Below are 25,049 nucleotides of genomic sequence, written 5' to 3'. Positions count from 1 at the left end.
TATAAAATGAGGCAATCACATTGCCGCTGAAAACTACATCATTACATTGCCCTGTCCAAATGAACATACCCGCCATCCACATAAACCAGCTGACCGGTTGTGTGGCTCGATACAGGCGACAATAGAAACACCACCATATTGGCAATTTCCCCGGCAGTAGTAAATCTTTGTCCAAGGGGAATCCGCGAAGTAATCTCCTTTAGTTTTTCTTCCGGGTTGGGAAGGGTATTGATCCAGGTTTCATACAATGGCGTATAACATTCGGCCACCACCACAGCGTTGACTCTCATTCCATATTTCGCCAGTTCCACCGCCCACTCGCGGGTCAGTGCATTTCTGCCACCATTGGCCGCTGCATAGGCGGAAGTATTACCCTGACCAGTATCCGCAGTTTTGGATGTTATGTTAACAATACTGCCCTTCGATTTCTTTAATTCAGGCAAAGCGTGATGGGCCATGAGGTAATAATGAACCAGGTTTTTATGGAGGCTTTCCATGAAGCGCTGGTAATCCCCATGCTCCAACCCCACCCCGTCGTTCGCCCCTGCATTGTTAACCAGACCGTCTATCCTTCCAAAACGTGCCACAATTGCATTTACTGCCTGTTCACATAGTTTCGGGTCCGACAGTTCTGCCACCACCTGCCAGGCTTTTCCGCCTGCATTTACAATGGCTGCAACTGCTTTTTCATTATCGGTTTCACTTCTGCCGACGATCACCGGAATGGCACCCTCGCTGACCAGGGCTTCCGCAATGCCAAAGCCAATCCCCTTGGCCCCGCCGGTAACTATAACTACTTTGTCCTGTAACTGGAGATTCATATTTGATTGAGCCATTCCTGTTTGAACAGCATGCGTTTATAGGTGATAAAAAATTATAGCGTTCCGGTTAAGGACCTTATCCTGGTCCTCACTTGAAAAAGCAGAAAAATAGTTCCTAACGGTCAGGAGCCAGCGCTCATAAGACGAAGCCGGCAGGCAAACGGGCCAGTCGCTTCCGAACATCAGTCTTCCGGTACCGAATATCTCCACTGCCGCATCCAGGTATGGCTTCATATCCGCTTCTGTCCAGTTTTCCCAGTTCGCCTCCGTTGCCATACCGCTGATCTTACAAAATACATTATTAAAGGCACCCAATGCTGCCAGGTCCTTTTTCCAGGGCTCCGATTGTTTGTGTCTGATGAATGGCTTGGCGAGATGGTCGATCACAAAAGGCTGATCGGGGTTGGCCTTCACCAGTTGCAGCAGGGAAGGAAGGTGCCCGGGATAGACCAATATGTCATAGGTAAACCCAAATTCCTTCAAAGCTGAAATACCATTCATAAAGCCGGGTTGCAGCATAAAACCGGGATCCTCCCCCTGAAGGATATGACGGAATCCCTTAATTGCAGGGAAGGATTTGAAATGGTCGAGCCGCTCACGGATATTGCCGGCCCGCAGGTCTGCCCAGCCTACCACCCCAAGTATAAATGGGTTGGCTGTTGCGAGTTCCAGCAACCAGTTTGTTTCTGCTTCCGTCTGGTCGGCCTGGACAGCGATGCAGCCGGCAACCGCGTTCCGCTGAAGGATCGGGTGCAGGTCAGCCGGGAGGAAATCTTTCCGCAATGCAGACATGTCATCATTGATCCAGCCATGCTGTTCCGGATCATACTTCCAGAAGTGCTGGTGGGTATCGATAATCTGCATGGCGGTTTATTTCAGGTTAAAAATCCTGTTCATGGGCACCCATTTTTCCCCTGGTTTCGCAAAGGGAAGGGGCTGCTGGAATCGCCACATCAGGTTCTCCCACTCCTGCACTTTTTCATTACGGGCATCCATAGCCGCTTTCTTTTCAAAGGAGAAATCATCGGTGGTTTCCATGATCAGGAACAACCTGTTCTCCACCCGGTAAATCTCCATATGCAAAATGCCGGAATCGAGAATACTTTTCCCGATTTCCGGCCAAATCTGCTGGTGGTATTGTTCGTATTCGGCGATGAGCGCTGCATCATCCTTCAGGTCAAGGGCAAAACAAAATCGTTTCATAATCAGACTTTCATACAATGACCGCCAATTTAAGAAATAAGGCGGCAACAGGCTGACTGCTTTTTACCGCCTTTTACTTCGATTTTAATACCCTGGGACCTGGTACGGGGTATCAATGTTTTCGCTTCAGGTATTCCTGTTTCTTTTTCTCATAGGCCGCTTTTTCTTCCTCTTTCAATCTTGCTCTGTAGGAAGCGGGCAAATCAAGGTATTCCTTTGTCAACCCCGGCGCCCAGTCCACCAGTTTTTTCTCTCCCCGCTTATTTTTTACAATATCAAACGCATCGTATAATTCACCCGTTACCGTGTATGCTTCCAGGCGGATCTTGTTGGCTTCCACTTTCACGCGCTGGTAGAGTTGGGTATTGGCCGCCACCCGCTGCAACCAGGGCTCCAGGGAAGGTATATACATTTTGGGACCACTTACCGAAACAACATATACCGGCCCCTTCAATGGCTGTCTTTTCTGCTGGGGGGAGGTTTCGGCAACGCCTCTGCCATAGGTATGATCATGACCAGTCAACACCAGGTCAACCGGATATTTTTCAAAAATTGGCTGCAAGGCATCCCTTAGACTTTTGTTATCACGACCGGTTCCTGCAGAAAAAATCGGGTGGTGCATGGTCAGGATGGTCCAGCGGCAGGGATTATCTTTCAATACTTCTTCCAGCCATTTCACCTGGCTGATGCTGTCTGCAGGATTGAGTAAAAGTGATTGCGAACTCAGTGAAATAACCCGCACATTCTGGTAGTCAAAATAATAAGCCAGCTCTTCGAGGCCGGCAGGGCCATTTTCCGGCAGGTTGAATATCGGTCTCCAGTGTTTGGTCAGTGTGAGGCGTTTCTGCTCATCCCGGTAAAACTCATGATTTCCGGCAGTAGCAACCGTAGGAATCATGCCATGCATCCAGCCTCCGGCATAAAACCATTCTCCCCATTCCCGGTCCACATTGGATCGGTTGATCAGGTCGCCTGCATGCACTAAAAATGCCGCGCCGGGTTCATGGCTGTAAGCTGCCCGGATCGTTCTCGACCACCAGGTCTTGTGCTCATTCTGGGCATCACCCACATAAAGAAAACTGAATGGCCTGAACTCTTTTGAAGCAGTACGGAACTGGATCCATTCGCTGCGGTTCTTTTCATCACCCACCCGGTACATATACAGGGTATTGGGAGAAAGTCCGCTGAGGTCCACGGAAAAATAATGAGTGGAACCCTCAGGCAGGGAAAGTTTTTCAAGGGCCGCCGGAAACTTCAACGCACTATCGGCTTCCGGGGCGGCTTTTGCGGGAACCAGTTCGGCATATCCCGACACCACCGTTGAATCCATCCGCCAGGACAATCCGGCACTGGTGGCAGGATCCTGACCAACAGATAACAATATACGGTCAGGCACAACCGAAGCAGGATAAGCATTGGTCTCTTGCGAAAATGCAGGAGGCGAAAGCAAAAGTGAAATGGATAATAATACTTTTGTAATATTCATACGTAATGCTTTTAATACCTGAAAACAATTCCGGCGCCCGCCCATTTTTCATGAATTATTCTACATATAATACGGCTGATCACTGATTAAAGAAAGGGCGATTGAATCACCCGGTGAAATATTCCGATCAGGAGTTGCGGCGGTCAGAGTATGCCCTGCAAGCTCAAGTTCCAGTTCAAATAGAGTTCCCAGGAAACTGACGCGCTTCACCAAAGCGATGGTCACAGCTCCCTGCCCGTTTACAATCAATATATCCTCCGGCCGCAGGAAAAGTTTTTTTCCTTCCCTTTCCGCCCCGGAAATTTCAGCAGGCAGTCCAAATATTCCCGGCTCAACCAGGTTGTACTTCCCAAACAATCCCGCTACATATTCATTTACGGGCCGGCGATAGATATTCTCCGGTGTGCCTCGCTGCACAATGACGCCATCGCGCATCACCAGGATTTCATCCGCCCAGCTCAGTGTATCCACCGGATCGTGTGATACCAGCATGCAGGTAACTCCCAGGTGCTCGCCTATATCCCGGATTACCAGTTTCATCAGGTTCTTATGGATGACATCGAGATTGGAAAAGGGTTCATCCAGCAGCAGCAAACGCGGAGAGCTAACCAGGGCACGGGCCATAGCGATCCTTTGTCGCTCACCACCCGAGATCCTGTCTGTTTTGCGCTTCAGTAAATGGTTTACCTGGCAGATCTCAAAAATCCGGGCTGCATTTTCGGGCTCCGTCTTACTGGCGATCTCCAGTATTTCCTCTACCCGGTAATTGTTTCGCAATTCGAAATACTGGGAGAGATACGCAATCTTCGGATGACCGGGGATCAGGCGCTCCAGCGGCCCCTCCACCCTTTCTCCTTCCAGCAGCACTTCGCCCTGGTCGGGCTGCGACAGACCGCCAATGGTCTTCAGCAGGGTGCTCTTCCCCGAACCTGTTTCACCTGCAATGGCAATCTTATATCCTTCCGCCATCTCAAAATGAATTCCGGAAAGTATCTGCCTGCCATTCTCCTGCTTGGATATCCCTATGACTTGTAAATAATTCATGCCGGTTTTTTCCTCCAGAATAACATATAGATAAATGCCAGGATGGTAACGGCTCCCGCCGCATACAGCAGCCAGGGCACCATGCTGATCACATCCTGGTAAAACCATCCCGCCAGCAAAGCGCCAAGGCCAATGCCCGCTTCCAGTGCAATATACATCGTAGCCATTGCTTTTCCCCTCCTATCAGGATGACTCAGGTCGATGGTCCATGCATTGATGGCGGGCGATAAAATTCCTGTTCCAATACCATATACTATCGACCCCAGGATCAGGCCGCGGGGTGAACCGGCATAACCTAGCAGGAATAGTGAGACTACCACGATCAGCAATCCCGCCCTGATCACGCTCTCACGTCCACGCTTATCCGAAATCCTGCCTGCAACAAATCGCACCAGCAGGGAGGAGATGGTGAAGACCATGAAGAACATGCCCTTATTCTTTACACCGATCGATCCGCCGAAATCCGGGATCAGCGTTAATATCACACCATAAGGTATATAGGATAACATGGTAACTATCCCGGCCGGGATCACCTGGCCTTCAATGATCTCAGTTCGTGAAATCTTCAGCAGTGACCAGCGGAAGGGTTGTTTTTCCTTAATCGTTTCCTTCATATTATAAAGGATGATGATTGACAGCAGGGCGAGGAAGGATGAAAAATAAAACATGGTGTCCATGGAGAAATGTGTTACGATGGCGCTGCCCATGGCCGGACCGATGGCCATGCCTGTACTGAAAAACAGTCCATGTAGTCCAAGTGCTTCGCCCCAGCGGCTGACCGGCACCATATCTGCCACATAAGCCGCTGTGGCCGTAGGTTTGAAGCCGGTGGAGAAACCATGCACCAGCCTTAAAAACAGAAACCCCGAAACAGACCCCAGCACCGGGTATAAAAATCCGCAGACAAAACAAACTATAGAGCCTACCGCCATTACCGGAACGCGTCCAATGGTGTCCGTTAGTTTGCCACTGAATGGGCGTGAAATTCCGGCAGTAAGGGTAAACAGCGCAATGATCAGTCCCTTGTACTCCGCACCACCCAGGCTGCTCAGGTATGCCGGCAACTCAGGTATGAGCATATTGAAACTGGCGGAAAAAAACAGGGAACTCAGGCAGAGCAGGCCAAACGGGATATTATAAATGGGATGTTGACTTGCTTGCATCAGAGGTATCTTTTTACCAGCGCTTCCCATTCCTGTTGCAGGGATATACCCGGCCTTTTCTCACCAGCCTTTTGGTACCAGTAATCGGCATTCCACTGGTCTCCCTCCACCCGGTGCAGGTGGGCATGCAATAAAGCAGCATCTTTCCCCGGCAGGTCCTGGATCAGCTCATGGGCCTTGTTCCAGTCGCCGGCTCCGGCATACCATAAAGTTTCCAAGTAAATAGTCAACCCATCCGGCATCTGTCCGCTTTTCACTGAAGCCATAAAAACTTCCTTTTCCATTGTGTTACTTTACTGCAGATTTTAAATACTCCCACAAATTATTGGCAACAATCTGGTGTCCTTCAGCAGTAGGATGAATACCATCCGGCAGGTTCAGGGAAGGATCCCCGCCTACCCCTTCGAGCAGGAAGGGCATCAGGATGGTTTTATTCTGTTCGGCCAGTTCCCTGTACACAGACCTGAATTCCTTCGCATATACCTGGCCCATATTCGGTGGCACCTGCATGCCGGTCAGTACTATCACAACTGATGGATTTTTTTCCCTCACCTTATCAATGATTGCCTGCAGGTTTTTTCGGGTTTCCGTTACCGGTATACCCCTCAGGCCATCGTTGGCGCCCAGTTCCAGCACAAAGACATCCACCTCCTGCCGCAGCAGCCAGTCGATCCTGCTGAGTCCGCCGGAAGTAGTTTCGCCACTCAGTCCGGCATTGATCACTTTGAATGGCAACTGAAGGGAATCTATTTTTTTCTGGATCAGCGCAGGGAACGCTTCGGACTGATCGAGGCCATAACCTGCTGTGAGACTATTGCCGAAAAAGAGTATGTTTTTTGTGGTAACGGTCCGGTTGGTATCGGCAGCAACTGTAGTTGCCGGCTCTTTGGATCTTGCCTCGTTATTATTACCGCAGGACCACATCATCACAGCCAAAACAAAAAGATATATTAAAATGTTTCTTGTCATACACCCTGAAAATGATTTAGGAATAAAATCAATACCTTAAACAATTACCGTCAGCAAAAATAGCTTTAACTAAACATACGCCAGTGGAAACAATTCTCAGGATAGCCCGGTTGGGCAAAAATTACCAGAATGCAGGTCGCACCCTGCATGTGCTGGAAAACATCAGTTTTGAGGTGAAAGCCGGCGAAACCATGAGCATCGTGGGACCTTCGGGCAGCGGAAAAACAACGCTGCTGGGACTTTGCGCGGGACTCGACCGTGCCAGCACCGGATCGGTGGAACTGAACCAGGTGCGGCTCAACGAATTGACCGAAGACCAGCTGGCACGGGTACGCAACCAGTATGTCGGTTTTATCTTCCAGAATTTCCAGCTCCTGCCAACCCTCACCGCTCTTGAAAACGTAATGGTGCCGCTCGAACTGAGGGGCGAAAAAAATATCCGCGAACACTCCCTGAACCTGCTGGAAAAAGTAGGCCTTGCAGAAAGGGTACATCATTATCCTTCCCAATTATCCGGAGGAGAACAGCAGCGTGTATCCATCGCCAGGGCATTTTCCAACCAGCCGAAGATCCTGTTTGCCGATGAACCCACCGGCAACCTTGATGCTGAAACCAGTGAAAAAATTGTGAACCTCTTGTTTGAACTGAACCGCGAAGCCGGAACCACTCTGGTGATTGTAACACATGACCTTGAACTGGCTGCAAAGACTGACCGCATTATCAAACTGAAAGGCGGGCATATCATTTCAGACGAAAGAACCCATCACCACACAGAAGCCATTGTATGAACAAGGAGAATAAACTGAATTTCGGGTGGCTGCTGAAAATGGCCTGGCGGGATAGTCGCAAAAACCGCAGCCGCCTGTTTCTTTTTGTGTCATCTATCATCCTGGGCATCGCCGCACTGGTAGCCATTTACTCCCTGGGATATACCATTGAAAAGGATGTGGATGCACAGGCCAAAACGCTAGTCGGTGCAGACCTTGTTTTTGATAACAACCAGCCATTCAGCGCCGGGGCGCAGGCTTTGATGGATTCATTGGGAGAGGACCGTGCCAGGGAAAGAAGTTTCGCCTCCATGATTTACTTTACCAAAACAGGCGGAACCCGGTTAGCGCAGGTCAGGGCGCTGGACGGAGGCTTTCCTTTTTATGGAAGCATTGAAACCATCCCCGCCAGGGCAGCCAAAACCTTCCAGCAGGGAAGGCAGGCACTGGTGGATAAAACACTGATGTTACAATTCCGGGCTTCAGTTGGCGATTCTATCAGGGTGGGTGAATTGAGTTTCATTATCGCCGGTGAAATCATCAAAGCTCCCGGAAAGACGGGATTTTCCACCGCTATGGCACCCGCTGTCTGGATCCCGATGCAATACCTGGATGCCACTGGCTTACTCCAGAAAGGCAGCCGCATCACCTACACGCAGTATGTTCAATTCAGCAGGCCGGTTAATATGGATAAACTGATGGCCAATATTGAACCCCGGCTGGAAACGGAAGGCATTGACATCGAGACCGTTGAAACCAGGAAACAGACCACCGGCCGCGCTTTCGGCGACCTGAATGAATTCCTGCAACTGGTAAGTTTTATCGCACTCTTACTGGGATGTATAGGCGTAGCCAGTTCCATCCATATTTATATCCGTGAAAAACTGGCATCCATCTCCATGCTCAAATGCCTGGGGGCAACCAACCGCCAGGCTTTCCTGATATACCTCCTTCAAATTGCAGGTATCGGGCTGATCGGTTCCCTGGTCGGTGCCCTGGCGGGCACAGGAATACAGTTTCTGCTTCCCTCCCTGCTGCAGGATTTCCTTCCGATCGATATCAACATGCAGGTGTCATGGCGGGCTATTGCCCAGGGTATTGCAGTTGGATTGATGGTCTCGGTTTTATTCGCGTTGCTTCCTCTGATCGGCATTCGGAATATATCACCACTCAATACGCTGCGCATCACCGACAACAATAGCAGGATGTTCCGTGATCCGCTGCAGTGGCTGGTTGGCGCACTGATTATCCTCTTCATCCTCGGCTTCAGCTGGTTGCAGCTCGGGAATTTTTTCCAGGCCCTGATCTTCACCGTTAGTGTCATCGGTTCCTTCCTCTTACTGGCCGGAGTGGCAATGCTGATGATGTGGCTGGCCAGGCGCTTTTTCCCATCTTCCTGGAGTTATCTCTGGCGCCAGGGATTTGCCAACCTCTTCCGCCCCAACAACCAGACTGTCATCCTTGTCGTAGCCATCGGACTGGGAACATCCTTTATCTGCCTGCTATATTTTGTGCAGGACATCCTTACCCGGAAAGTAGAATTGTCTGCCAGCGAAAACCAGCCCAATATGGTCATTTTCGACATCCAGGACGCACAGAAAAACCAGGTAGCAGACCTCACCAGAACCTTTCAACTGCCGGTGATCCAGCAGGTTCCAATCATCACCATGCGCATCGAGGAAATCAAAGGCATTAATGCCACCATGGCCCGAAACGACAGCACCCTGGATATTTCACCACACGCTTTTGAAGGGGAGATCAGGGCCACCTACCGCGACACCCTTACCGATTCGGAAAAGCTTACTGAAGGCATTTTACAACCGGCAGGCGGAAAGCGCGACAGCATCCTTGTTTCACTCGAAGAAGGTTATGCCAGACGCCTGCATGTGAAACCCGGCGATAAAATTGTATTCAATGTTCAGGGTGCCCTGATACCTGCCTTTGTCGGCAGTTTCAGGGAGGTGGACTGGAACAGGGTACAGACGAATTTCAGGGTGGTTTTCCCTTCCGGCGTACTGGAATCAGCCCCGAAATTCCATGTGCTGGTCACACGGGTACCATCAAACGAAGTATCGGCAAAATTCCAGCGATCACTGGTCAGTTCATTCCCAACCGTATCGGTCATAGATCTTGGCCTGATCCTGACCGTGGTGGATGATATACTGGATAAGATCGGTTTTGTGGTACGATTTATCGGCGGGTTCAGTATCGTAACCGGACTTGTTGTATTGATTGCATCGATCATCATCAGTAAATACCAGCGGATCAGGGAATCTGTATTGTTAAGGACACTGGGCGGCACCGGCAAACAGATACTGGTGATTACCGCGCTGGAATATTTTTTCCTGGGTTCCCTGGCAGCGCTGACCGGCATACTGCTGGCTCTTGCCGGAGGCTGGGCCCTGGCGGTATTCAGTTTTAAAACCAGTTTTGCGCCTGCACCCTTACCGGTGCTGGTCATATTCCTGGGTATCTGCTGCATCACTGTACTGATCGGACTTTTCAACAGTCGTGATATCCTGAACCGTCCTCCATTGGAAGTGTTGCGGAATGACCTTTAATTCGGGTTAAATTTGCAGGATGGATTATTTCAGGCAATTACTGGACCTGTTGAAAACGGAGCGCGAGGCCGACCAGGCAGCTTACCAGGAACAAACCGCCGCCACTTCTGTTCAGGAGCGAAAAGCAAATGGGCTAACCTGGTATCCTGTTGTCATCAGGGATACTGAAATGAGCCGGGGAGATTACCTTACGGTGGAGTTGGAGCGTCCCACGAACCAGGACATACCACACCAGTTCCGCTTCGGCGCCGCAGCCGCTTTGTTTTCCAACCATGATCCCAAAAATGATCGCATAGCTGGTACCGTTAGCTGGCAGGGAGAGAACCGGCTCAGGCTCAGTTTAAGAACTGATGAGTTGCCCGAATGGGCCAGGGATGGCAAACTTGGTATTGACCTGCTATTTGACGACAACAGTTATGATGAAATGCAGCAGGCGCTGAAACAGGCGTCTGCACTCGCCGAAAAGAAAACGGAAGGGCGACTGATACGCATTTTAACCGGTGGTGAAAAACCTCAGTTTGATGAACGATTTCAGCCGGCAATCATATCGGAACTCAATGCCCTTCAGCAGGAAGCTGTCAATAAAATACTGTCTGCGGAAGACCTGGCCATCGTACATGGTCCTCCCGGCACCGGCAAAACCACCACGCTTGTACAGGCCATCAGGGCATTGATCCGGCGCGATGGGAAACAGGTACTGGTGGCGGCTCCCAGCAATACCGCCGTTGACCTGCTGAGTGAAAAACTTTCTGAACTGGGCTTAAATGTACTCCGTGTAGGCAATCCCGCCAGGGTATCTGAAAAATTATCTTCGCTTACACTAGACAGTAAGATGTCGGAACACAGCAGTATGAAGGAGATCAAACGACTGAAAAAGCAGGCCAATGAATTCCGCAATATGGCGCAGAAATACAAACGGAATTTTGGCAGGGCTGAATGGGAACAGCGCAAGGCTTTATTTCGGGAGGCCCGCAACATCCTGAAGGAAGTGGAAAAAACCGAAGAATACATCCTGTCAGACCTGTTTGGAAAAGCTCAGGTGATCGCCGCCACCCTGGTAGGTTCCAATCATTATACGGTAAGGCACCTCAGGTATGAAACAGTGGTGATTGATGAAGCCGGGCAGGCAATGGAGCCCGCCTGCTGGATCCCTATTCTCAAAGGCAGGAAACTGGTGCTGGCCGGAGATCACTTTCAATTGTCCCCAACGGTTAAATCTGATGTGGCGGCACGCAAAGGACTGGCCACAACCCTGCTGGAAAAAGCCGTACACCTGCACCCGGAAACGGTTGTATTGCTGGAGGAACAATATCGCATGCACGAACGCATTATGGGTTATTCTTCTGCAGTATTCTACCAGCAAAAACTGAAAGCCCATCACACAGTGGCAGAACATATTTTATTTCCGGGCGATGAACCGCTAGATTTTGTGGATACCGCAGGTTGCGGATTTGATGAAAAACAGGAAGGCACTTCCACCAGCAATCCTGAGGAGGCAGCTTTCCTGCTGAAACATTTAAACCAATACGTTGAAGGTCTGAAGCCATATTATGATAAAGTAAACTTTCCAACCATTGCCATTATCTCGCCCTATAAACAACAGATCCTGCAACTAAAGGAACAACTGGTACATCATCCAGGTTTGCAGGAACTGGGTGGAAAAATCTCGATCAATACCATTGACAGTTTCCAGGGGCAGGAGCGCGATATCGTGTACATCAGCATGACACGGAGCAATCCCGACAACAGCATCGGATTCTTATCGGAAGTGCGGCGCATGAATGTGGCAATGACCCGTGCACGCAAAAAACTGGTGGTCATCGGCGACAGCGCCACCCTGTCGCAGCATGATTTTTACGCGGGATTCATTGACTATACGCAGGCACAAAATTCCTACCGGAGTGCATGGGATTTTATGGACTTATGATCCGGCGTTCATCCCTTGAATGATATGCGTTATCTTGCAGAAAACTACCAGATGTCCAGGGAAGTAATTGTAATTAAGCTTGGGACAGCAGTGATCACCAATTCGGAAGGCAATGTTGACACCACGATTATAAAGAAAGTTGCCGCAGAGATCGCGCGCCTGAACCAGCAATATGACATCGTGCTGGTGTCCAGCGGTGCTGTCGGCAGCGGAAAAAAATTCCTGAAGGATTACAAGGGCAGTCTCCTGGAACGTAAGGCTGCAGCTGCTGTGGGTAATCCCATTTTGATCCAGATGTACCACAAATATTTCCAGCAACACGGTATCACCGTGGCGCAGGCCCTTTGTGAAAGAGTGCATTTTTCCAATCGCGCACAGTTCCTGCAGCTAAGGCAGACTTTCACCACCTTCTGGGAAAACAATATCCTTCCGGTGGTGAATGAAAATGACCTGGTCAGTAATGTGGAGATCAAGTTTTCAGATAATGATGAACTGGCAACCCTGATCGCCATTGGTTTTGATGCCAGTTCCCTGGTATTGTGCACTTCTGCGGGCGGCTTGCTCGACGATAAAAAGCAGATCATACCCCGCATTGAAAAAGTGGATGCGTCAGTATTGAAATATGTAACCACAGAAAAAAGCGGTCCGGGCCTGGGTGGGATGCTCTCGAAGCTCACTTTCACCCGCCTGGCAACCTCACTGGGCATCAATGTGATGATCTGCGGACTCAAGGGGTCCGAGCCGCTGAAAGCAGCACTCGAAGGCAGTCAGGGCTCCTATTTTGTTGCCAGAAAGTCGAACCTGAGGGCCCGGCAGAAATGGCTGGCCAGCGGATCCATCACCCTGGGCACAATCTATGTGGACAAAGGCGCAGCCAAAGCACTGCAGAATCGCAAAAGCCTGCTCACCATTGGCATTGAAGAAGCAGATGGAAAATTCATTGCAGGCGAAGTGATCCAGCTGATGGATGGGGAAGGCACTATTTTGGGAGTTGCCAAAACAAGGCTGGATGCAACTTCCATCAACCAGCAGCGTACCGAAAAGAACGTGATCGCCGCCCATGCGGATGATATCGTATTATTTTAAGCAAGCAAACATGAAATCAGTTTTACCGCTTCTCATAAAAACCCACAAGGCTGCCGGCAGCCTGCAGGACCTTACCAATAAACAGGTGCAGCAAATACTTCGGGACCTTTCCGGAGAATTGTTAGCCGGCACAAAAATAATCCTGCGGGCCAATGCAAAAGACATGGCGAAACAGTCGCCCGACAATCCCAGGAATGACCGGTTGATGCTGAATGAACAACGCATTAAAAGTATAGCAGCCAGTATCAAAAAAGTGGCGTCGCTCCCCGACCCAACCGGCAAACAGCTGGAAAGCAGGACACTTCCCAATGGTTTAAAGCTGGAAAAGATTTCAGTGCCGCTTGGGGTGGTCGGCGCCATTTATGAATCCAGGCCAAATGTAACATTCGATATTGCCGCACTATGCCTTCGCAGCCGGAATGCCTGTGTGCTGAAAGGCAGCAGCGAAGCAGCACATACCAACCAGGCTGCAGTAGCACTCATTAAAACGGTGCTGAAAAAACATGGTGTCAGTCCAGAGGCTGTTACCCTGCTCCCTTCAGCCCGTGAAGTGGTAAATGTACTGTTCGGCGCCACCAGGTACATAGACGTGCTGATCCCCCGTGGTTCGGATAGCCTTATCCGTTATGTGCGTAAAAACAGCCTGGTGCCGGTGATAGAAACGGGCGCCGGTGTTTGTCATGTGTACGTGGAAAGCAAGGCCAACCTGCAGAAGGCTGTGGATATAGTGGTGAATGCAAAAGTTTCGCGACCATCGGTTTGTAATTCCATGGATGCCCTGTTGGTTGATAAAAAAATCGCTCAGACATTCCTCGCCATGTTAGTACCCGAATTTGAAAAGCACCAGGTGGAGATCTTTGCAGACGCAGGTTCATATAAACTCCTGAAAGGGTATCCATTACTTCAGAAAGCCGGTCCGGAAGATTTCGGCCGTGAATTCCTGAGCCTGAAATGCGCAGTGAAACTGGTTTCGGGCATGGAGGAAGCATTAGCCCATATTGACACTTATTCCACCAAACATTCTGAAGCCATCGTATCTGAGGATAAAAAAGCGTGTGAACGTTTTATCCGGACTGTTGATGCAGCTGCAGTTTACTCAAATGCCTCCACGCGGTTTACAGATGGCGAAGAATTCGGCCTGGGTGCCGAGATCGGCATATCCACCCAAAAGCTTCATGCCCGCGGGCCTTTTGCACTGGAAAAACTGGTAACGGAAAAATGGATTCTTAGGGGCAATGGCCAGGTGCGATGAACTAACCCTACCCCACCATCTGTTCAAAAATCCTTTCCAGTGCCTGGCGCGGTTCGGTGCAAAATGCGGGGTGAACTTTGGAGGTTTGTATGATGGTGCTGCGGGTGGCTGTCAGCCAGCGAAACCGGGAAGGCAGGTCCAGTTTACCGATGGGGCCCGATCCATCCAGCCCCTTGCAAATCCGTTCAAAGGCGCTGAGGTATTGTTCAACTTCCCCGATATCCATATTGCCAAATACGGTCAGCAAACGCCCGCGGTCCAGCCGGTAAAGACAATCGAGGTATTTGAGTTGTTTGGAATACAGGATCACTCCTACATTGAGAAACTCTTCCCGCTCCACCCTTGGCACAACGCGGATGATGGCATATTCATATAGATACTGACCTTGCATGCTGTGCTTCTTTTAGAAAAATTTCGGAAGAGTTGATCCTGGTTATTAAAAACTGTTCGTAAATCCGCCGCATATCTGCTGCGGACAATCCTTCCTCGCCCGTCAGCCATTCTTCCGGCACCAATGAAACGATCGTACGGATGACTTCAGGGGTGAGGATCGATCTGCATGTAACATCCGCCCTTTCCAGTTCAGCGGCAAAAGGAAGCAGCACATGATCTTTTACCCGTACAAAGGGTTTGACTGCCTGTTCTTTCCAGTTTTGAATGGAATGATGAAAATATAAGGCAGCTCCGTGATCAATCAGCCAGAGTTCCCTGAACCACATCAGCATATTGGTGTTCCGGCAGGTGCGGTCCACATTCATCAGCAAGCAATCCATCCACACAATTCGTGAAGCCAACGCGGCATCAACGGAACTCACGGCCGGATCAAACGTAATTGAACCCGAAAGGTAATGCAGGCCCAGGTTCAATCCCACGCTCGCTTTCAGCAGATCCTGGATCTCCTCATCAGGTTCAGTCCGCCCAAAAGCCTCATCCATATTGGCAAAAACGATTTCAGGAATCTTGAAACCAAGTACACGCGCTATTTCACCTCCTATCAATTCGGCAATCAGCGCTTTCACCCCCTGGCCTGCACCGCGGAATTTCAATACATACAGGAAGCCGTCATCCGCTTCTGCAATCGCTGGCAGGGAGCCGCCTTCGCGCAATGGCGTGACATAACGCAACACATTGACGGTCCTGATTTGTGGTGAATACTGTTCCATAATTTCTTGATCAAATGTACGGCAGGAAGCGGCACCTGCACCCTGCTGGTCCTATTTTCTGTAACTGGCAAGATTCACCAGTAATACACTGACCAGGATTATTACCAGGGCTGATATCTGTGCCGGAACAAGTTTTTCATTCGCAAATAAAACACCCAGTATAACCGCAATTACCGGGTTCACATAGGCATGGGTACCAACCTGCGCAGCAGGTCTTTCTGATAACAGATACATATAGGCCATATAAGTGATCACTGAACCAAAAACCGTCAGGTAGGTCAATGCCATCCATGCGGATAGGGATACCTGTGAGAAAGAAAACCCTGACAGGTTATCAAGCAACGGGCTTAATAACAGACTGGCAATACCTCCGGCCAGCAACTGTATGCCGGCACCTGCGGTAACATTATGCGGTGCCGACTGGTATTTCACATAGAGGGAACCTATCGTCCAGGATATGGTTCCAGCAATGATCACACCGATGGCAAGCAGTTTTTTAAAACCTGCTGATCCCTGGCCGCTATCATCCAGATTGGAACCAAACAATATAATGATACCAGCGAAGCCCAATAATACTCCCGTAATAACCAACCTGCTTTTGAAATAAACCGCCCATTCTTTTTTATCCAGCAACACGAACCATACCGGAAGGGCCGACACCAGTATGGCAGCCAAACCTGATGGCACATACTGTTGCGCCCATAATACGGATCCGCTGCCACCCACCAGCATCAGCACCCCTCCCAGAAAATTCACGGAAATGGTCTTTTTATCCGGCCAGGGATATTTTCTGCCAAAACACCAGGCCAGCAAAACCAGGCCGGCAACAGAAAACCTCAAAGCACTCATCAGGTAGGGAGGAATGCTGCCCAAACCAAAATGGGCGGCCAGGTAAGTGGAACCCCAAATCAGGTAAATAGCCGCAAAGGAAAAAAATATTTTCAGTTTCAAGACCCTGGATTTATCGGTTCAGACTGTAATAATACTAATATAAATGATCGTAAAAACAACATACTCCTGCTGTGTAGATACACTAAATCAATGACTTCGCTAAAAGCAGCTTTAAATAATAAAATGAACCAATACTTATCCACCGTATATCCCACAGTAAAACAACCTTGCAAAACACTCCCCAGGTTTATACCTTTGTATTGTTCGCCAAACTATACAACAGTAAGTGTTCCGGAGTTTTGAGAAACCTATCAACCCGTACCCCCCGGTAACCACTTAACTCTTTCGTACCAATCTCCCTATGTCAAGCCTGTCTTTTTAATATCCAAGCACCTGGGTCGGCATTGTATTATCCAAAAAATAACGACAATGTTGAATTCAAATTTGCTCAAGCTCTTGTTGATATGCAACATTTTCCTGTTCATATCTGCCTCCGCGGGATACCAGGCCAATCCAAGGATCAGGTTTTCCACCCCCACTGAAGTCATAGCCAGTTCCGAATTCCTTGCACAGGAAAAATATGGCATTGTAAACAGAAAAGCAATTGCCTATATGGACCGGTACATCAGGGTGAATGAGGAAAGCCTGATGATGATCCGAAAAAAACACCAGTCAACCTTCAGGATGATGAACCGGGTTTTCAAAAAATATAAACTGCCGCAACAGCTGAAATACCTGGCAATAGTGGAATCAGAAATGAAACCAACCGCCCTTTCAAAAGTGGGGGCCCGCGGCACCTGGCAGCTTATGCCGGAAACAGCCAGGATACTGGGGTTGGAGGTGACAGAGGAATCAGATGAACGCACCAGCACAGCACTGAGTACCAAAGCTGCCGCCCTCTACCTGCGCGATCTTCACCATGAGTTCAATGACTGGCTGCTGGCCCTGGCAGCCTATAACTGCGGTCCCGGCCCTGTTTACGCCGCCATCAAAAAATCCGGCAGCCGCGATTTCTGGAAATTACAGGATTTTCTACCGGCCGAGAGCAGGGGTCATGTAAAGAAGTATATTGCAGTACATTACCATTTCGAGGGGAAGGCCGGCGTTACTACACAAACTGCTGAGGAATTGCTGGCCTCCCGCTGAACCTTATCCGGTACCATCACCTAAACCGGGTTAACATGACATCTTTAAAGCGGGGGCATTTTTTCACCTTCCTGTGCCTGTTGTTTACAACAAACGCGCTGAACGCACAGGAATATTACAAAGAGAGCAATCACCAGTTTATCCTTACCACAGAAGGAGCCTCCTATTTGTCGAGGCTTCCCATGAAATGTATTGACAAGGAATTCCCTTACAAATCAGGTATTACCATCGAAGACAGCAACCTGGTTACAAAACCGAAAAATTATCATCCCGCCTTTTATGGATGTTTCGACTGGCATTCCAGCGTACATGGCCACTGGATGCTGGTAAAATTACTGAAACAATTTCCGGGACTGCCGGAGGCGGGACTGATCAGGGCCAGCCTGAACCAGCACCTAAGCGCTGAAAACATACAGCAGGAGTTAACACTTTTCACCGGCGACAACAAATCATTTGAACGTATCTACGGTTGGGGATGGCTGTTACAATTACAGAACGAACTTATGACCTGGAACGACCCGCTGGGCAGGAAACTGGCAGCCAACCTCGCTCCCCTGTCGCATTACCTGGCGGCAGCCTGGACAGGTTTCCTGCCCAAACTGGTGTACCCGATCCGGGTGGGCGAACATTCCAACCTCGCATTTGGTCTCTCTCTCAGTTATGACTATGCGCTTACAGCAGGTGATACAGCCCTGCAGAACGCCATTCGTACAGCCGCCATCCGCTTTTACAAAAAAGATAAAAATTGCCCTGCCGGCTGGGAACCAGGAGGATACGATTTCCTAAGCCCCTGCCTGGAAGAAGCTTCCCTCATGAGCAGGGTTTTACCGAAGGCCGAATACCAGGCCTGGTTAAAGCAATTCATGCCCGGCCTGTTCACCCATCCGGAAAGCATTTTCACCATCGCAGAAGTGAAGGATGTTACAGACGGAAAGCTGGTACACCTGAACGGACTTAATTTCAGCAGAACCTGGTGCCTCTATCATATTGCACAGCAACTTCCCGCCGATAAAGCAAAAGCTGTGGCGGCACTGGCGAGAAAACATCTTACCAGTGCTTTACCAAATATCGTTTCAGGTGATTATGCCGGCGAACACTGGCTGGGGTCCTTTGCCGTTTACGCCCTGTTCTCCCAACCGGGAATGAAATAGATGCATATTAAAGGCACTCATTAACCAGGTAAAGGATTGACTCATAATCCTTCTTAACTGCCTGCGACAATGCCATTTCACAGGTTTTGGTTGATGAATAATACCCATCATATTCTGCAGCAACCACTTCAGCAGCTTCAGGAGCCGTGGCAGATGCCGTCAGTTCAGGAAAGAGGAAGCCCCTGTCTCCTGCCATACCACAGCATCCGGCATTCTTAGGCACAATAACTTCATTGGCAAAATGCGACGCGATGGCAGTCAGTTTGTGCTGGATGCCCATTTTCTGAATGGAACAGACCGGGTGAAGCACCACCTTCCCCTTTTTACGGGCGGCATTCACTACCGGTAAAACATAATCGTGCAGGAAATCCACAGAGTCCAGAACTGTAAGCTGGTCATACTTCTGCTGGTTGGCTGGGGTTAGCACAGGGCGCAGGTGATGGAGCGTGTATGCACAGGAACTCACATCTATCACAATCACATACCGTCCCTGCTCACTGGATGCCCAGAGATTTTCCACAATAGCGTTTGCAGTAAACCGGTAGGCCGGCTGGTATCCCTTGGAAGAATATATCTGTCCGCAACAGGCGCCGATAATATTGTTCAGGATGTTTACACCTATACCTGCCTTCTCCGCCACCTGCAAAAAAGTCGTCATAATATCCGGCTTGCCGTTGATACCCGATCCCATCATCCTGGAAATACAGGCCGGGAAATAAACGATCTGCCCGGCAGCAGGCCCCGCAGGCTTGAGCGGTGTTTTCCGCAAAGCAGACAAAGATGGAGAGGCCGGCATCTGCTCATTCCAGAGCGGCATTGCCGGGATTATTTTTCGCATACCCCCGGTAAGCTTCTCCATGGATTTTCGCCCTGCCAGCTTATTGAGGATGGTTCCGCTCTTCAATCCCATCCTGGCCATTCTTTCCACCAGGGCAAAATGTTTGGCAACCTTCAGCGCTATCTTATTGGCATTCTCAGAATGATTCTCCCGCCTTAACCTTTTAACAAGGTCACCTGTATTGATATCTACCGGGCAGGCACCACCGCAGAGTCCGTCCACAGCACAGGTTTCCAGTCCGTCGTACTGGTATTGCTGTAACAGTTCATCGTGCTCTGCCATTCTTCCGGCAGCCTGAAGTTTTTTGAGTTCACGCCTCACCATGATGCGACGACGGGGCGTGAGGGTAAGGTTCCTGCTCGGACAAACGGGTTCGCAGAATCCGCATTCGATGCACCTGTCCACCTCAGATTCAACCTGGGGTAACTGTTTCAGGTTTTTAACATGCACCTGTTTATCGTCGTTGATGATCACACCCGGGTTCAGCAGGTTCTTTGGATCCACCACGGATTTGATCTTTTTCATGATCAAATAAGCATCCCCCTTCCATTCCGTCTCCACAAAGGGCGCCATATTCCTACCGGTGCCATGTTCCGCTTTCAGCGTGCCATCGTATTTATTCACCACCAGGTCCACCACATCCCTCAGGAAGCGGTCATAACGGTCAACCTCATGCGCTTCATTGAATGACTGGGTCACCACAAAGTGCAGGTTACCATCTTTGGCATGTCCGAAAATTATGGCATTATTGTATTCGTATTTTTTAAAGAGGGATTGCAGGTCAAAAATGGCATTCCCCAAAACGGGCAGGGGAAAGGCGATATCTTCCAGCACCACTGTAGTGCCACTGGCCCTTACCGCGCCCACTGCGGGAAATAGTCCCTTCCGCATTTTCCAAAGCAGTTCACGCTCCGTAGCATCGGTTTTGAATTCCGGTGCATTGTAAAAATTCCAGGCAGCAGCACCCGCCATAAAACTATTCACCCTGTCGGTCAGTTCAGCTTCTGTAGCCTCCTGGAACTCGACCAGCAGGGCTGCCGCGGTCTCAGGAAGTTGCTTCACTACCGGATCTATTCCCTTCAGGTCCTGTACTGCATACAGGGATGCCCGGTCCATCAGCTCCACCATTTCAGCGCCGGCTCCGATCAATGGCCTGATCACCTGGCAGGCGCCATAGATATCATTGAAGAACAACAACGCTGTTGACTTGAAGGGATGATCCGGAATGGTTTCAAGGGTGGCTTCGGCAATAAAAGCCAATGTACCTTCCGCACCGATCAGCAGGTGCGCCAGGATATCAAGCGGATGCTGGTAATCGATAAATGAATTGAGGGAATACCCGACCGTATTTTTGGTAGTGTATTTGTACCGGATCCTTTCAGCCAGGGCAGTATCTGCTGCCACCTGCGCATGAATATCCCTGAGCGTGTTGAAGATTTCGCTGCATTCTGTTTCAAAACGCGTATAATCATCAGGGTTAGCTGTAGAGAAGGTTTTCCCGTCGGGCAGAATGAAACGGATCGACCGCGTGGTGTGATAAGAGTTGCGGGTAACACCACAACACATTCCACTGGCATTATTTGACAGTATCCCGCCCATCATGGCCGCGCCAATACTGGAGGGGTCAGGTCCTATTTTAACCTGGTGCCTGCGGAGATGTGCGTTAACCATTGCGCCGGTAATGCCGGGTGCCACAGTAACAAGCCTCCCGTCATCAGATACTTTTATCCTGTTCCAATGCTGGCTCAGGTCAACTAAAATTCCGTCTGTGATGGATTGGCCCGACAGACTGGTACCCCCCGTGCGGAATACCAGCGGAACCTGCAGTTCAGCGGACAGCAGGAACAACCGAATCACCTCGCTTTCACTAACAGGCTGCACTACAGCCCGGGGAACAAGGTAATAAAAGCCGGCGTCTGCTGCGTATGATAACAGGTCAATCAGCCTCGTTCTGATCCTTTCCTCCGGTAAAATTTCCAGCAGCCTTGCTTCCAGGTTCATTGCATCTATTTGCTGCAATTTAGCGATGAATTATGCACTGCCCAAACCATCAATTGCTTGATGCTTCCACCGGCATAACAAAAGCCCTCAACGGGAATTGCGTTTGGGTCTGCCGGTTGTACTCATTCACTGACTCCATGACCTTTTTCGCCTGTTCCTCACCGGTAAAGCTGAACAGAAAGAGTGAGTCATACTTCTCTTCCCCGCTGCTGAACCAGCTTTCCACCAGGTCAGGTTCCTGGTCGTCCTTGAAACCTACGGTTTCAGTTACGCTGAAAACCTTGATGCCTGCTTCATGGAAGAGTTTGGATACATCCTTCTGGTTTTCTTTCAGGCAGGTGACAATTAAAAGTTTCATGGCAAATTATTTATACTTGTTACGCATCAAACGCCAGTAGAGTAAGGGCACTACCAGCAGTGTAAGGAAGGTTGAGGTAATGGTTCCCCCCATTAAGGAGATCGCCAACCCCTGGAAGATCGGATCAAAGAGGATCACCACGGCACCAAGCACCACAGCACCGGCTGTCAGCAGGATCGGTGTGGTTCGTACGGCACCTGCCTCAATGATGGATTGCTTCAGAGGTATGCCATCATTCAGCCTGATATTGATAAAGTCGATCAGCAAGACCGAGTTCCTTACCATTACACCCGCAAGTGCAATGAATCCGATCATGGACGTGGCACTGAAATAGGCTCCCATGATCCAGTGCCCCAGCACAATGCCCACCAATGAAAGCGGTATGGCCGCCAGCATCACAACAGGTACGGTAAAGTTCTGGAACCAGCCGACAATCAGCATGTAAATGAGTATGATCACTATCAGGAACGCAGCTCCCAGGTCACGGAATACCTCATAGGTGATCTGCCATTCACCATCCCATTTTAAACTGAAATTGTCTTCCAGCTCCGGCTGCCTGCTGTATTCTTCCTTAATGGTATAACCGGCAGGAAGTTTGATTTGCTGCACCCTTTCAGAAATATTGTTCATTGCGTAGAAGGGACTCTCCAGTTTTCCTGCCATATCTGCCAGCACATATACCACCCGTTTCTGGTTCTTGCGGTAAATGCTTTTCTCCTTCACACCCCTGGTGATGTTTACCAGGTCGCCCACCATTACAGCATTGCCCTGCGCGCCGATTACTTTCAGGTTTTTGATTTCTTCCAGGCTGCCTTTATCCCTGTCCTTTAACTGAAGTACAATATTAACGGGGTTATAGGTCGAAGGAAGGTGCAGGTTACCCGCCGGCTGCCCCGACATGGCGGCTGCTATGGTGGCTGAAACCTGCGCCGGAGCAATGCCGTTGCGCATGGCCTTCTCCTTGTCCACTTCAAACTGGTACTGCGGCTGGTCGGCTTCCACCATCCAGTCAATATCTACCAGGTCTGCTGTTGAATCAAACAACTGCCTTACCTGGCCGGCCACTTTCATTTGTTCTTCGTAATCGGGCCCATAGATCTCTGCCACCATAGTGGACAGCACCGGAGGACCGGGCGGCACTTCCACCAGCTTTACATTGGCATTATATTTTTTAGCAATGACCTGTATTCCCGGGCGCATTTCCTTTACGATGTCATGACTCTGTTTCTTGCGGTCTTTTTTATCCACCAGGTTCACCTGGATGTCGGCAATATTGTCCCCACGCCGGAGATCATAATGACGCACCAGCCCGTTGAAACTGATCGGGCCCGCTGTACCGATATAATTCTGGTAATTTTTCACCAGCGGCTGTTGCGAAACATAGGCCGCAATGTCTTTGGTGACGGCTGCAGTTTTCTCAAGGGTGGTTCCTTCGGGCATATCAACGATCACCTGGAATTCATTCTTATTGTCAAAGGGTAACATCTTTACTGCAACACCTTTTGTATAGAACATCATAAGTGATGCCAGCAATATCACCACAATTCCGCCGATAAATGTCCAGCGTTTCCATTTTGTTTCCAGCATGGGCTCAATAGCCTTGCGATAGATGCGATAAATTCCGGTCGTTTCCAGTGATTTATGTTTGTGTTCATCACCATGCTTCTCTTTTTCCTTCAGGAAAATATAACCCAGGTAGGGTGTCAGCGTCAGTGCTACAATCAATGACAACAGCATGGCAATTGATGCCCCGATGGGCATTGGACTCATGTATGGCCCCATCATTCCGGACACGAAAGCCATGGGCAATACCGCTGCGATAACGGTAAAAGTGGCAAGGATGGTCGGGTTACCTACCTCATTAATGGCATAGATTGCTGCCTGGTGGAATGGCAATCGCTTCATCTTAAAGTGACGGTGCATGTTCTCGGCAATGATTATGGAGTCGTCCACCACAATACCGGTAATGAACACCAGGGCAAACAGGGTAATCCTGTTCAGCGTATAATCGAGCGCGTAATAAGCGAATAATGTGAGGGCAAAGGTTACGGGAACCGACAGGAACACCACCAGTCCGCCTCTCCAGCCCATCGCAAGCATTACGAAGAGTGTTACCACTACTATGGATACAAACAGGTGCAACAACAATTCACTTACCTTTTCAGAAGCGGTTTCACCGAAGTTCCGCGTGGTGGAAACCTCCACTCCTGCTGGTATCACATCCTTCTGCAGGTGACGTGTTTTTTCAAGGATCTGCTCGCTGAGTTTCATCGCGTCAGCGCCTTTTTTCTTGGCCACAGACAAGGTTATGGCAGCATACTCACTGTTGAATTTGTTCTGCAGGGTATCTGCCTTACCATAACCAAAATACACATACTGGCTGGAGGTTTGCGGCCCATCTTCAACGGTTGCAATCTGGCGAAGATACACAGGCTGCTGCTGGTTTATGCCCACCACCAGGTTACCCACTTCTTCTGCTGTGGAAAGAAAATTTCCGGTCTGTATGGCAAAGGCCGTGTCTTCTTTCAGCATATTCCCCGCCTGCAGCTGAAGGTTGCTTCCCTGCATCTGTTTGCTCACGCTGAGGAAATCAACCCGGTTGCCGGCCATCTTGTCCTTATCCAGGATAACTTTCACTTCACGGCTTCTTCCGCCAATAATATTTACGGTTGCCACATCTGGTATCTTCTTGATTTCACCAGTCACCACTTCACCCAGCTGCTTCAGGTCAAAGTCGCTGTACTGATCACTCCAGAGGGTTAAACCCAATACCGGCACGTCATCAATGGCCCGGGTTTTGATCAGTGGCAGACTAACGCCCTGGGGCATATGGTCCATATTCTTCATGATCTCAGTGTAGAGTTTTACCAGGGACCTTTCAATATCCTCTCCCACATAAAACTGCACGATGAGCATGGCCTGGCCATTCATCGAAGTAGAATATACATACTCCACTCCTTTTACGTTGGATATTATTTTCTCCAGCGGGGCAGAGATCTTTGTCTCCACTTCCTTTGGCGATGCACCGGGAAACGCTATAAAAATATCCGCCAGCGGAACCTGAATCTGCGGTTCCTCTTCCCTGGGCATCAGCATGGTGCTGTATGCCCCGATCAGCATGAAAGCAATCATCAGCAGGATGGTCAGCTTGGACGTGATGAATGCGTTGGCTATTTTCCCTGAAAGTCCTTCTTTCATATTGTCATTTTGATTGTTCTGATG

The 25,049-nt window shown here is 49.6% G+C and carries 21 protein-coding genes; 7 read left to right on the top strand and 14 right to left on the bottom strand.

Going from position 1 to position 25,049, the window contains the following annotated elements:
• Nucleotides 1-41: 41 nt before the first annotated feature.
• From BC349_RS14210 to BC349_RS14175, 8 genes are all read right to left on the bottom strand, one after another.
• A complete protein-coding gene (locus BC349_RS14210) occupies nt 42-836 on the bottom strand; it encodes an L-fucose dehydrogenase (RefSeq protein ID WP_246456965.1) in 795 nt (264 codons plus the stop codon).
• Nucleotides 837-857: 21 nt separating this feature from the next.
• Nucleotides 858-1,685, bottom strand: a complete 828-nt coding sequence (locus tag BC349_RS14205; RefSeq protein WP_187257441.1) for an amidohydrolase family protein — start codon at nt 1,683-1,685, stop codon at nt 858-860.
• A 6-nt stretch (nt 1,686-1,691) separates the two neighbouring features.
• Nucleotides 1,692-2,024: an L-rhamnose mutarotase gene (locus BC349_RS14200; RefSeq protein WP_187257440.1), complete on the bottom strand. Its 333-nt coding sequence runs from the start codon at nt 2,022-2,024 to the stop codon at nt 1,692-1,694.
• A gap of 112 nt (nt 2,025-2,136) precedes the next feature.
• The gene (locus tag BC349_RS14195; RefSeq protein ID WP_187257439.1) at nt 2,137-3,510 is read right to left on the bottom strand and encodes a purple acid phosphatase family protein; all 1,374 of its coding nucleotides are present in this window, start codon (nt 3,508-3,510) and stop codon (nt 2,137-2,139) included.
• Between the two features lie 60 nt (nt 3,511-3,570).
• The gene (locus tag BC349_RS14190; RefSeq protein WP_187257438.1) at nt 3,571-4,554 is read right to left on the bottom strand and encodes an ABC transporter ATP-binding protein; all 984 of its coding nucleotides are present in this window, start codon (nt 4,552-4,554) and stop codon (nt 3,571-3,573) included.
• Nucleotides 4,551-5,717, bottom strand: coding sequence for an MFS transporter (locus tag BC349_RS14185; protein WP_187257437.1), 1,167 nt, complete (start codon nt 5,715-5,717; stop codon nt 4,551-4,553). Before BC349_RS14185 ends, BC349_RS14190 begins: the two co-directional genes overlap by 4 nt.
• Nucleotides 5,717-6,001, bottom strand: coding sequence for a hypothetical protein (locus BC349_RS14180; RefSeq protein ID WP_187257436.1), 285 nt, complete (start codon nt 5,999-6,001; stop codon nt 5,717-5,719). The genes BC349_RS14185 and BC349_RS14180 overlap by 1 nt, the downstream gene beginning before the upstream one ends.
• A 4-nt stretch (nt 6,002-6,005) precedes the next feature.
• The gene (locus tag BC349_RS14175; RefSeq protein ID WP_187257435.1) at nt 6,006-6,686 is read right to left on the bottom strand and encodes an arylesterase; all 681 of its coding nucleotides are present in this window, start codon (nt 6,684-6,686) and stop codon (nt 6,006-6,008) included.
• An 83-nt stretch (nt 6,687-6,769) separates the two neighbouring features.
• Here BC349_RS14175 and BC349_RS14170 point away from each other — a divergent pair, with 83 nt between their 5' ends.
• Genes BC349_RS14170 through BC349_RS14150 form a run of 5 tightly spaced genes read left to right on the top strand, consistent with a single transcriptional unit; the run spans nt 6,770 to nt 14,279 of the window.
• A complete protein-coding gene (locus BC349_RS14170; protein WP_187257434.1) occupies nt 6,770-7,474 on the top strand; it encodes an ATP-binding cassette domain-containing protein in 705 nt (234 codons plus the stop codon).
• Complete coding sequence (locus BC349_RS14165; protein WP_187257433.1) at nt 7,471-10,014, top strand: ABC transporter permease; 2,544 nt, start codon at nt 7,471-7,473, stop codon at nt 10,012-10,014. The genes BC349_RS14170 and BC349_RS14165 overlap by 4 nt, the downstream gene beginning before the upstream one ends.
• 19 nt (nt 10,015-10,033) lie before the next feature.
• A complete protein-coding gene (locus tag BC349_RS14160) occupies nt 10,034-11,941 on the top strand; it encodes an AAA domain-containing protein (RefSeq protein ID WP_187257432.1) in 1,908 nt (635 codons plus the stop codon).
• Nucleotides 11,942-11,965: 24 nt separating this feature from the next.
• The gene (gene proB, locus BC349_RS14155; protein ID WP_246456964.1) at nt 11,966-13,027 is read left to right on the top strand and encodes a glutamate 5-kinase; all 1,062 of its coding nucleotides are present in this window, start codon (nt 11,966-11,968) and stop codon (nt 13,025-13,027) included.
• A 10-nt stretch (nt 13,028-13,037) separates the two neighbouring features.
• Nucleotides 13,038-14,279 (top strand): glutamate-5-semialdehyde dehydrogenase, encoded by a 1,242-nt coding sequence (locus BC349_RS14150; RefSeq protein WP_187257431.1) that lies wholly within the window; start codon nt 13,038-13,040, stop codon nt 14,277-14,279.
• 7 nt (nt 14,280-14,286) lie between these two features.
• On the opposite strand, the gene BC349_RS14145 is transcribed toward BC349_RS14150, so the two are convergent.
• Genes BC349_RS14145 through BC349_RS14135 form a run of 3 tightly spaced genes read right to left on the bottom strand, consistent with a single transcriptional unit; the run spans nt 14,287 to nt 16,393 of the window.
• Nucleotides 14,287-14,670, bottom strand: coding sequence for a DUF3037 domain-containing protein (locus tag BC349_RS14145; RefSeq protein WP_187257430.1), 384 nt, complete (start codon nt 14,668-14,670; stop codon nt 14,287-14,289).
• Entirely contained in the window at nt 14,648-15,442 is a 795-nt protein-coding gene (locus BC349_RS14140; protein ID WP_187257429.1) for a HipA family kinase, read from the bottom strand. The genes BC349_RS14145 and BC349_RS14140 overlap by 23 nt, the downstream gene beginning before the upstream one ends.
• A gap of 51 nt (nt 15,443-15,493) precedes the next feature.
• Entirely contained in the window at nt 15,494-16,393 is a 900-nt protein-coding gene (locus tag BC349_RS14135; RefSeq protein WP_187257428.1) for an EamA family transporter, read from the bottom strand.
• A 369-nt stretch (nt 16,394-16,762) separates the two neighbouring features.
• Between BC349_RS14135 and BC349_RS14130 the strand changes: the two genes are divergently transcribed.
• Nucleotides 16,763-17,479 (top strand): lytic transglycosylase domain-containing protein, encoded by a 717-nt coding sequence (locus BC349_RS14130; protein ID WP_187257427.1) that lies wholly within the window; start codon nt 16,763-16,765, stop codon nt 17,477-17,479.
• A 35-nt stretch (nt 17,480-17,514) separates the two neighbouring features.
• A complete protein-coding gene (locus BC349_RS14125; RefSeq protein WP_187257426.1) occupies nt 17,515-18,630 on the top strand; it encodes a DUF2891 domain-containing protein in 1,116 nt (371 codons plus the stop codon).
• Nucleotides 18,631-18,637: 7 nt separating this feature from the next.
• Here the strand turns inward: BC349_RS14125 and BC349_RS14120 are convergent, their stop codons facing one another.
• Genes BC349_RS14120 through BC349_RS14110 form a run of 3 tightly spaced genes read right to left on the bottom strand, consistent with a single transcriptional unit; the run spans nt 18,638 to nt 25,025 of the window.
• The gene (locus BC349_RS14120) at nt 18,638-21,469 is read right to left on the bottom strand and encodes an FAD-binding and (Fe-S)-binding domain-containing protein (protein WP_187257425.1); all 2,832 of its coding nucleotides are present in this window, start codon (nt 21,467-21,469) and stop codon (nt 18,638-18,640) included.
• A 49-nt stretch (nt 21,470-21,518) separates the two neighbouring features.
• A complete protein-coding gene (locus tag BC349_RS14115; RefSeq protein WP_187257424.1) occupies nt 21,519-21,827 on the bottom strand; it encodes a hypothetical protein in 309 nt (102 codons plus the stop codon).
• A gap of 6 nt (nt 21,828-21,833) precedes the next feature.
• The gene (locus BC349_RS14110; RefSeq protein ID WP_187257423.1) at nt 21,834-25,025 is read right to left on the bottom strand and encodes an efflux RND transporter permease subunit; all 3,192 of its coding nucleotides are present in this window, start codon (nt 25,023-25,025) and stop codon (nt 21,834-21,836) included.
• Nucleotides 25,026-25,049 lie beyond the last annotated feature (24 nt).

The organism is Flavihumibacter stibioxidans (assembly GCF_014332695.1).
Taxonomy (GTDB): Bacteria; Bacteroidota; Bacteroidia; order Chitinophagales; family Chitinophagaceae; genus Flavihumibacter; species Flavihumibacter stibioxidans.
This window is presented reverse-complemented; position numbering and strand designations above follow the sequence as displayed.

Bases quoted from the DNA above. Each gene is read 5' to 3' on its own strand.
- BC349_RS14210 (WP_246456965.1), bottom strand. From the start codon at position 836: ATGGCTCAATCAAATATGAATCTCCAGTTACAGGACAAAGTAGTTATA.
- BC349_RS14205 (WP_187257441.1), bottom strand. From the start codon at position 1,685: ATGCAGATTATCGATACCCACCAGCACTTCTGGAAGTATGATCCGGAA.
- BC349_RS14200 (WP_187257440.1), bottom strand. From the start codon at position 2,024: ATGAAACGATTTTGTTTTGCCCTTGACCTGAAGGATGATGCAGCGCTC.
- BC349_RS14195 (WP_187257439.1), bottom strand. From the start codon at position 3,510: ATGAATATTACAAAAGTATTATTATCCATTTCACTTTTGCTTTCGCCT.
- BC349_RS14190 (WP_187257438.1), bottom strand. From the start codon at position 4,554: ATGAATTATTTACAAGTCATAGGGATATCCAAGCAGGAGAATGGCAGG.
- BC349_RS14185 (WP_187257437.1), bottom strand. From the start codon at position 5,717: ATGCAAGCAAGTCAACATCCCATTTATAATATCCCGTTTGGCCTGCTC.
- BC349_RS14180 (WP_187257436.1), bottom strand. From the start codon at position 6,001: ATGGAAAAGGAAGTTTTTATGGCTTCAGTGAAAAGCGGACAGATGCCG.
- BC349_RS14175 (WP_187257435.1), bottom strand. From the start codon at position 6,686: ATGACAAGAAACATTTTAATATATCTTTTTGTTTTGGCTGTGATGATG.
- BC349_RS14165 (WP_187257433.1), top strand. From the start codon at position 7,471: ATGAACAAGGAGAATAAACTGAATTTCGGGTGGCTGCTGAAAATGGCC.
- BC349_RS14160 (WP_187257432.1), top strand. From the start codon at position 10,034: ATGGATTATTTCAGGCAATTACTGGACCTGTTGAAAACGGAGCGCGAG.
- proB (WP_246456964.1), top strand. From the start codon at position 11,966: ATGCGTTATCTTGCAGAAAACTACCAGATGTCCAGGGAAGTAATTGTA.
- BC349_RS14150 (WP_187257431.1), top strand. From the start codon at position 13,038: ATGAAATCAGTTTTACCGCTTCTCATAAAAACCCACAAGGCTGCCGGC.
- BC349_RS14145 (WP_187257430.1), bottom strand. From the start codon at position 14,670: ATGCAAGGTCAGTATCTATATGAATATGCCATCATCCGCGTTGTGCCA.
- BC349_RS14140 (WP_187257429.1), bottom strand. From the start codon at position 15,442: ATGGAACAGTATTCACCACAAATCAGGACCGTCAATGTGTTGCGTTAT.
- BC349_RS14130 (WP_187257427.1), top strand. From the start codon at position 16,763: ATGTTGAATTCAAATTTGCTCAAGCTCTTGTTGATATGCAACATTTTC.
- BC349_RS14125 (WP_187257426.1), top strand. From the start codon at position 17,515: ATGACATCTTTAAAGCGGGGGCATTTTTTCACCTTCCTGTGCCTGTTG.
- BC349_RS14120 (WP_187257425.1), bottom strand. From the start codon at position 21,469: ATGAACCTGGAAGCAAGGCTGCTGGAAATTTTACCGGAGGAAAGGATC.
- BC349_RS14115 (WP_187257424.1), bottom strand. From the start codon at position 21,827: ATGAAACTTTTAATTGTCACCTGCCTGAAAGAAAACCAGAAGGATGTA.
- BC349_RS14110 (WP_187257423.1), bottom strand. From the start codon at position 25,025: ATGAAAGAAGGACTTTCAGGGAAAATAGCCAACGCATTCATCACGTCC.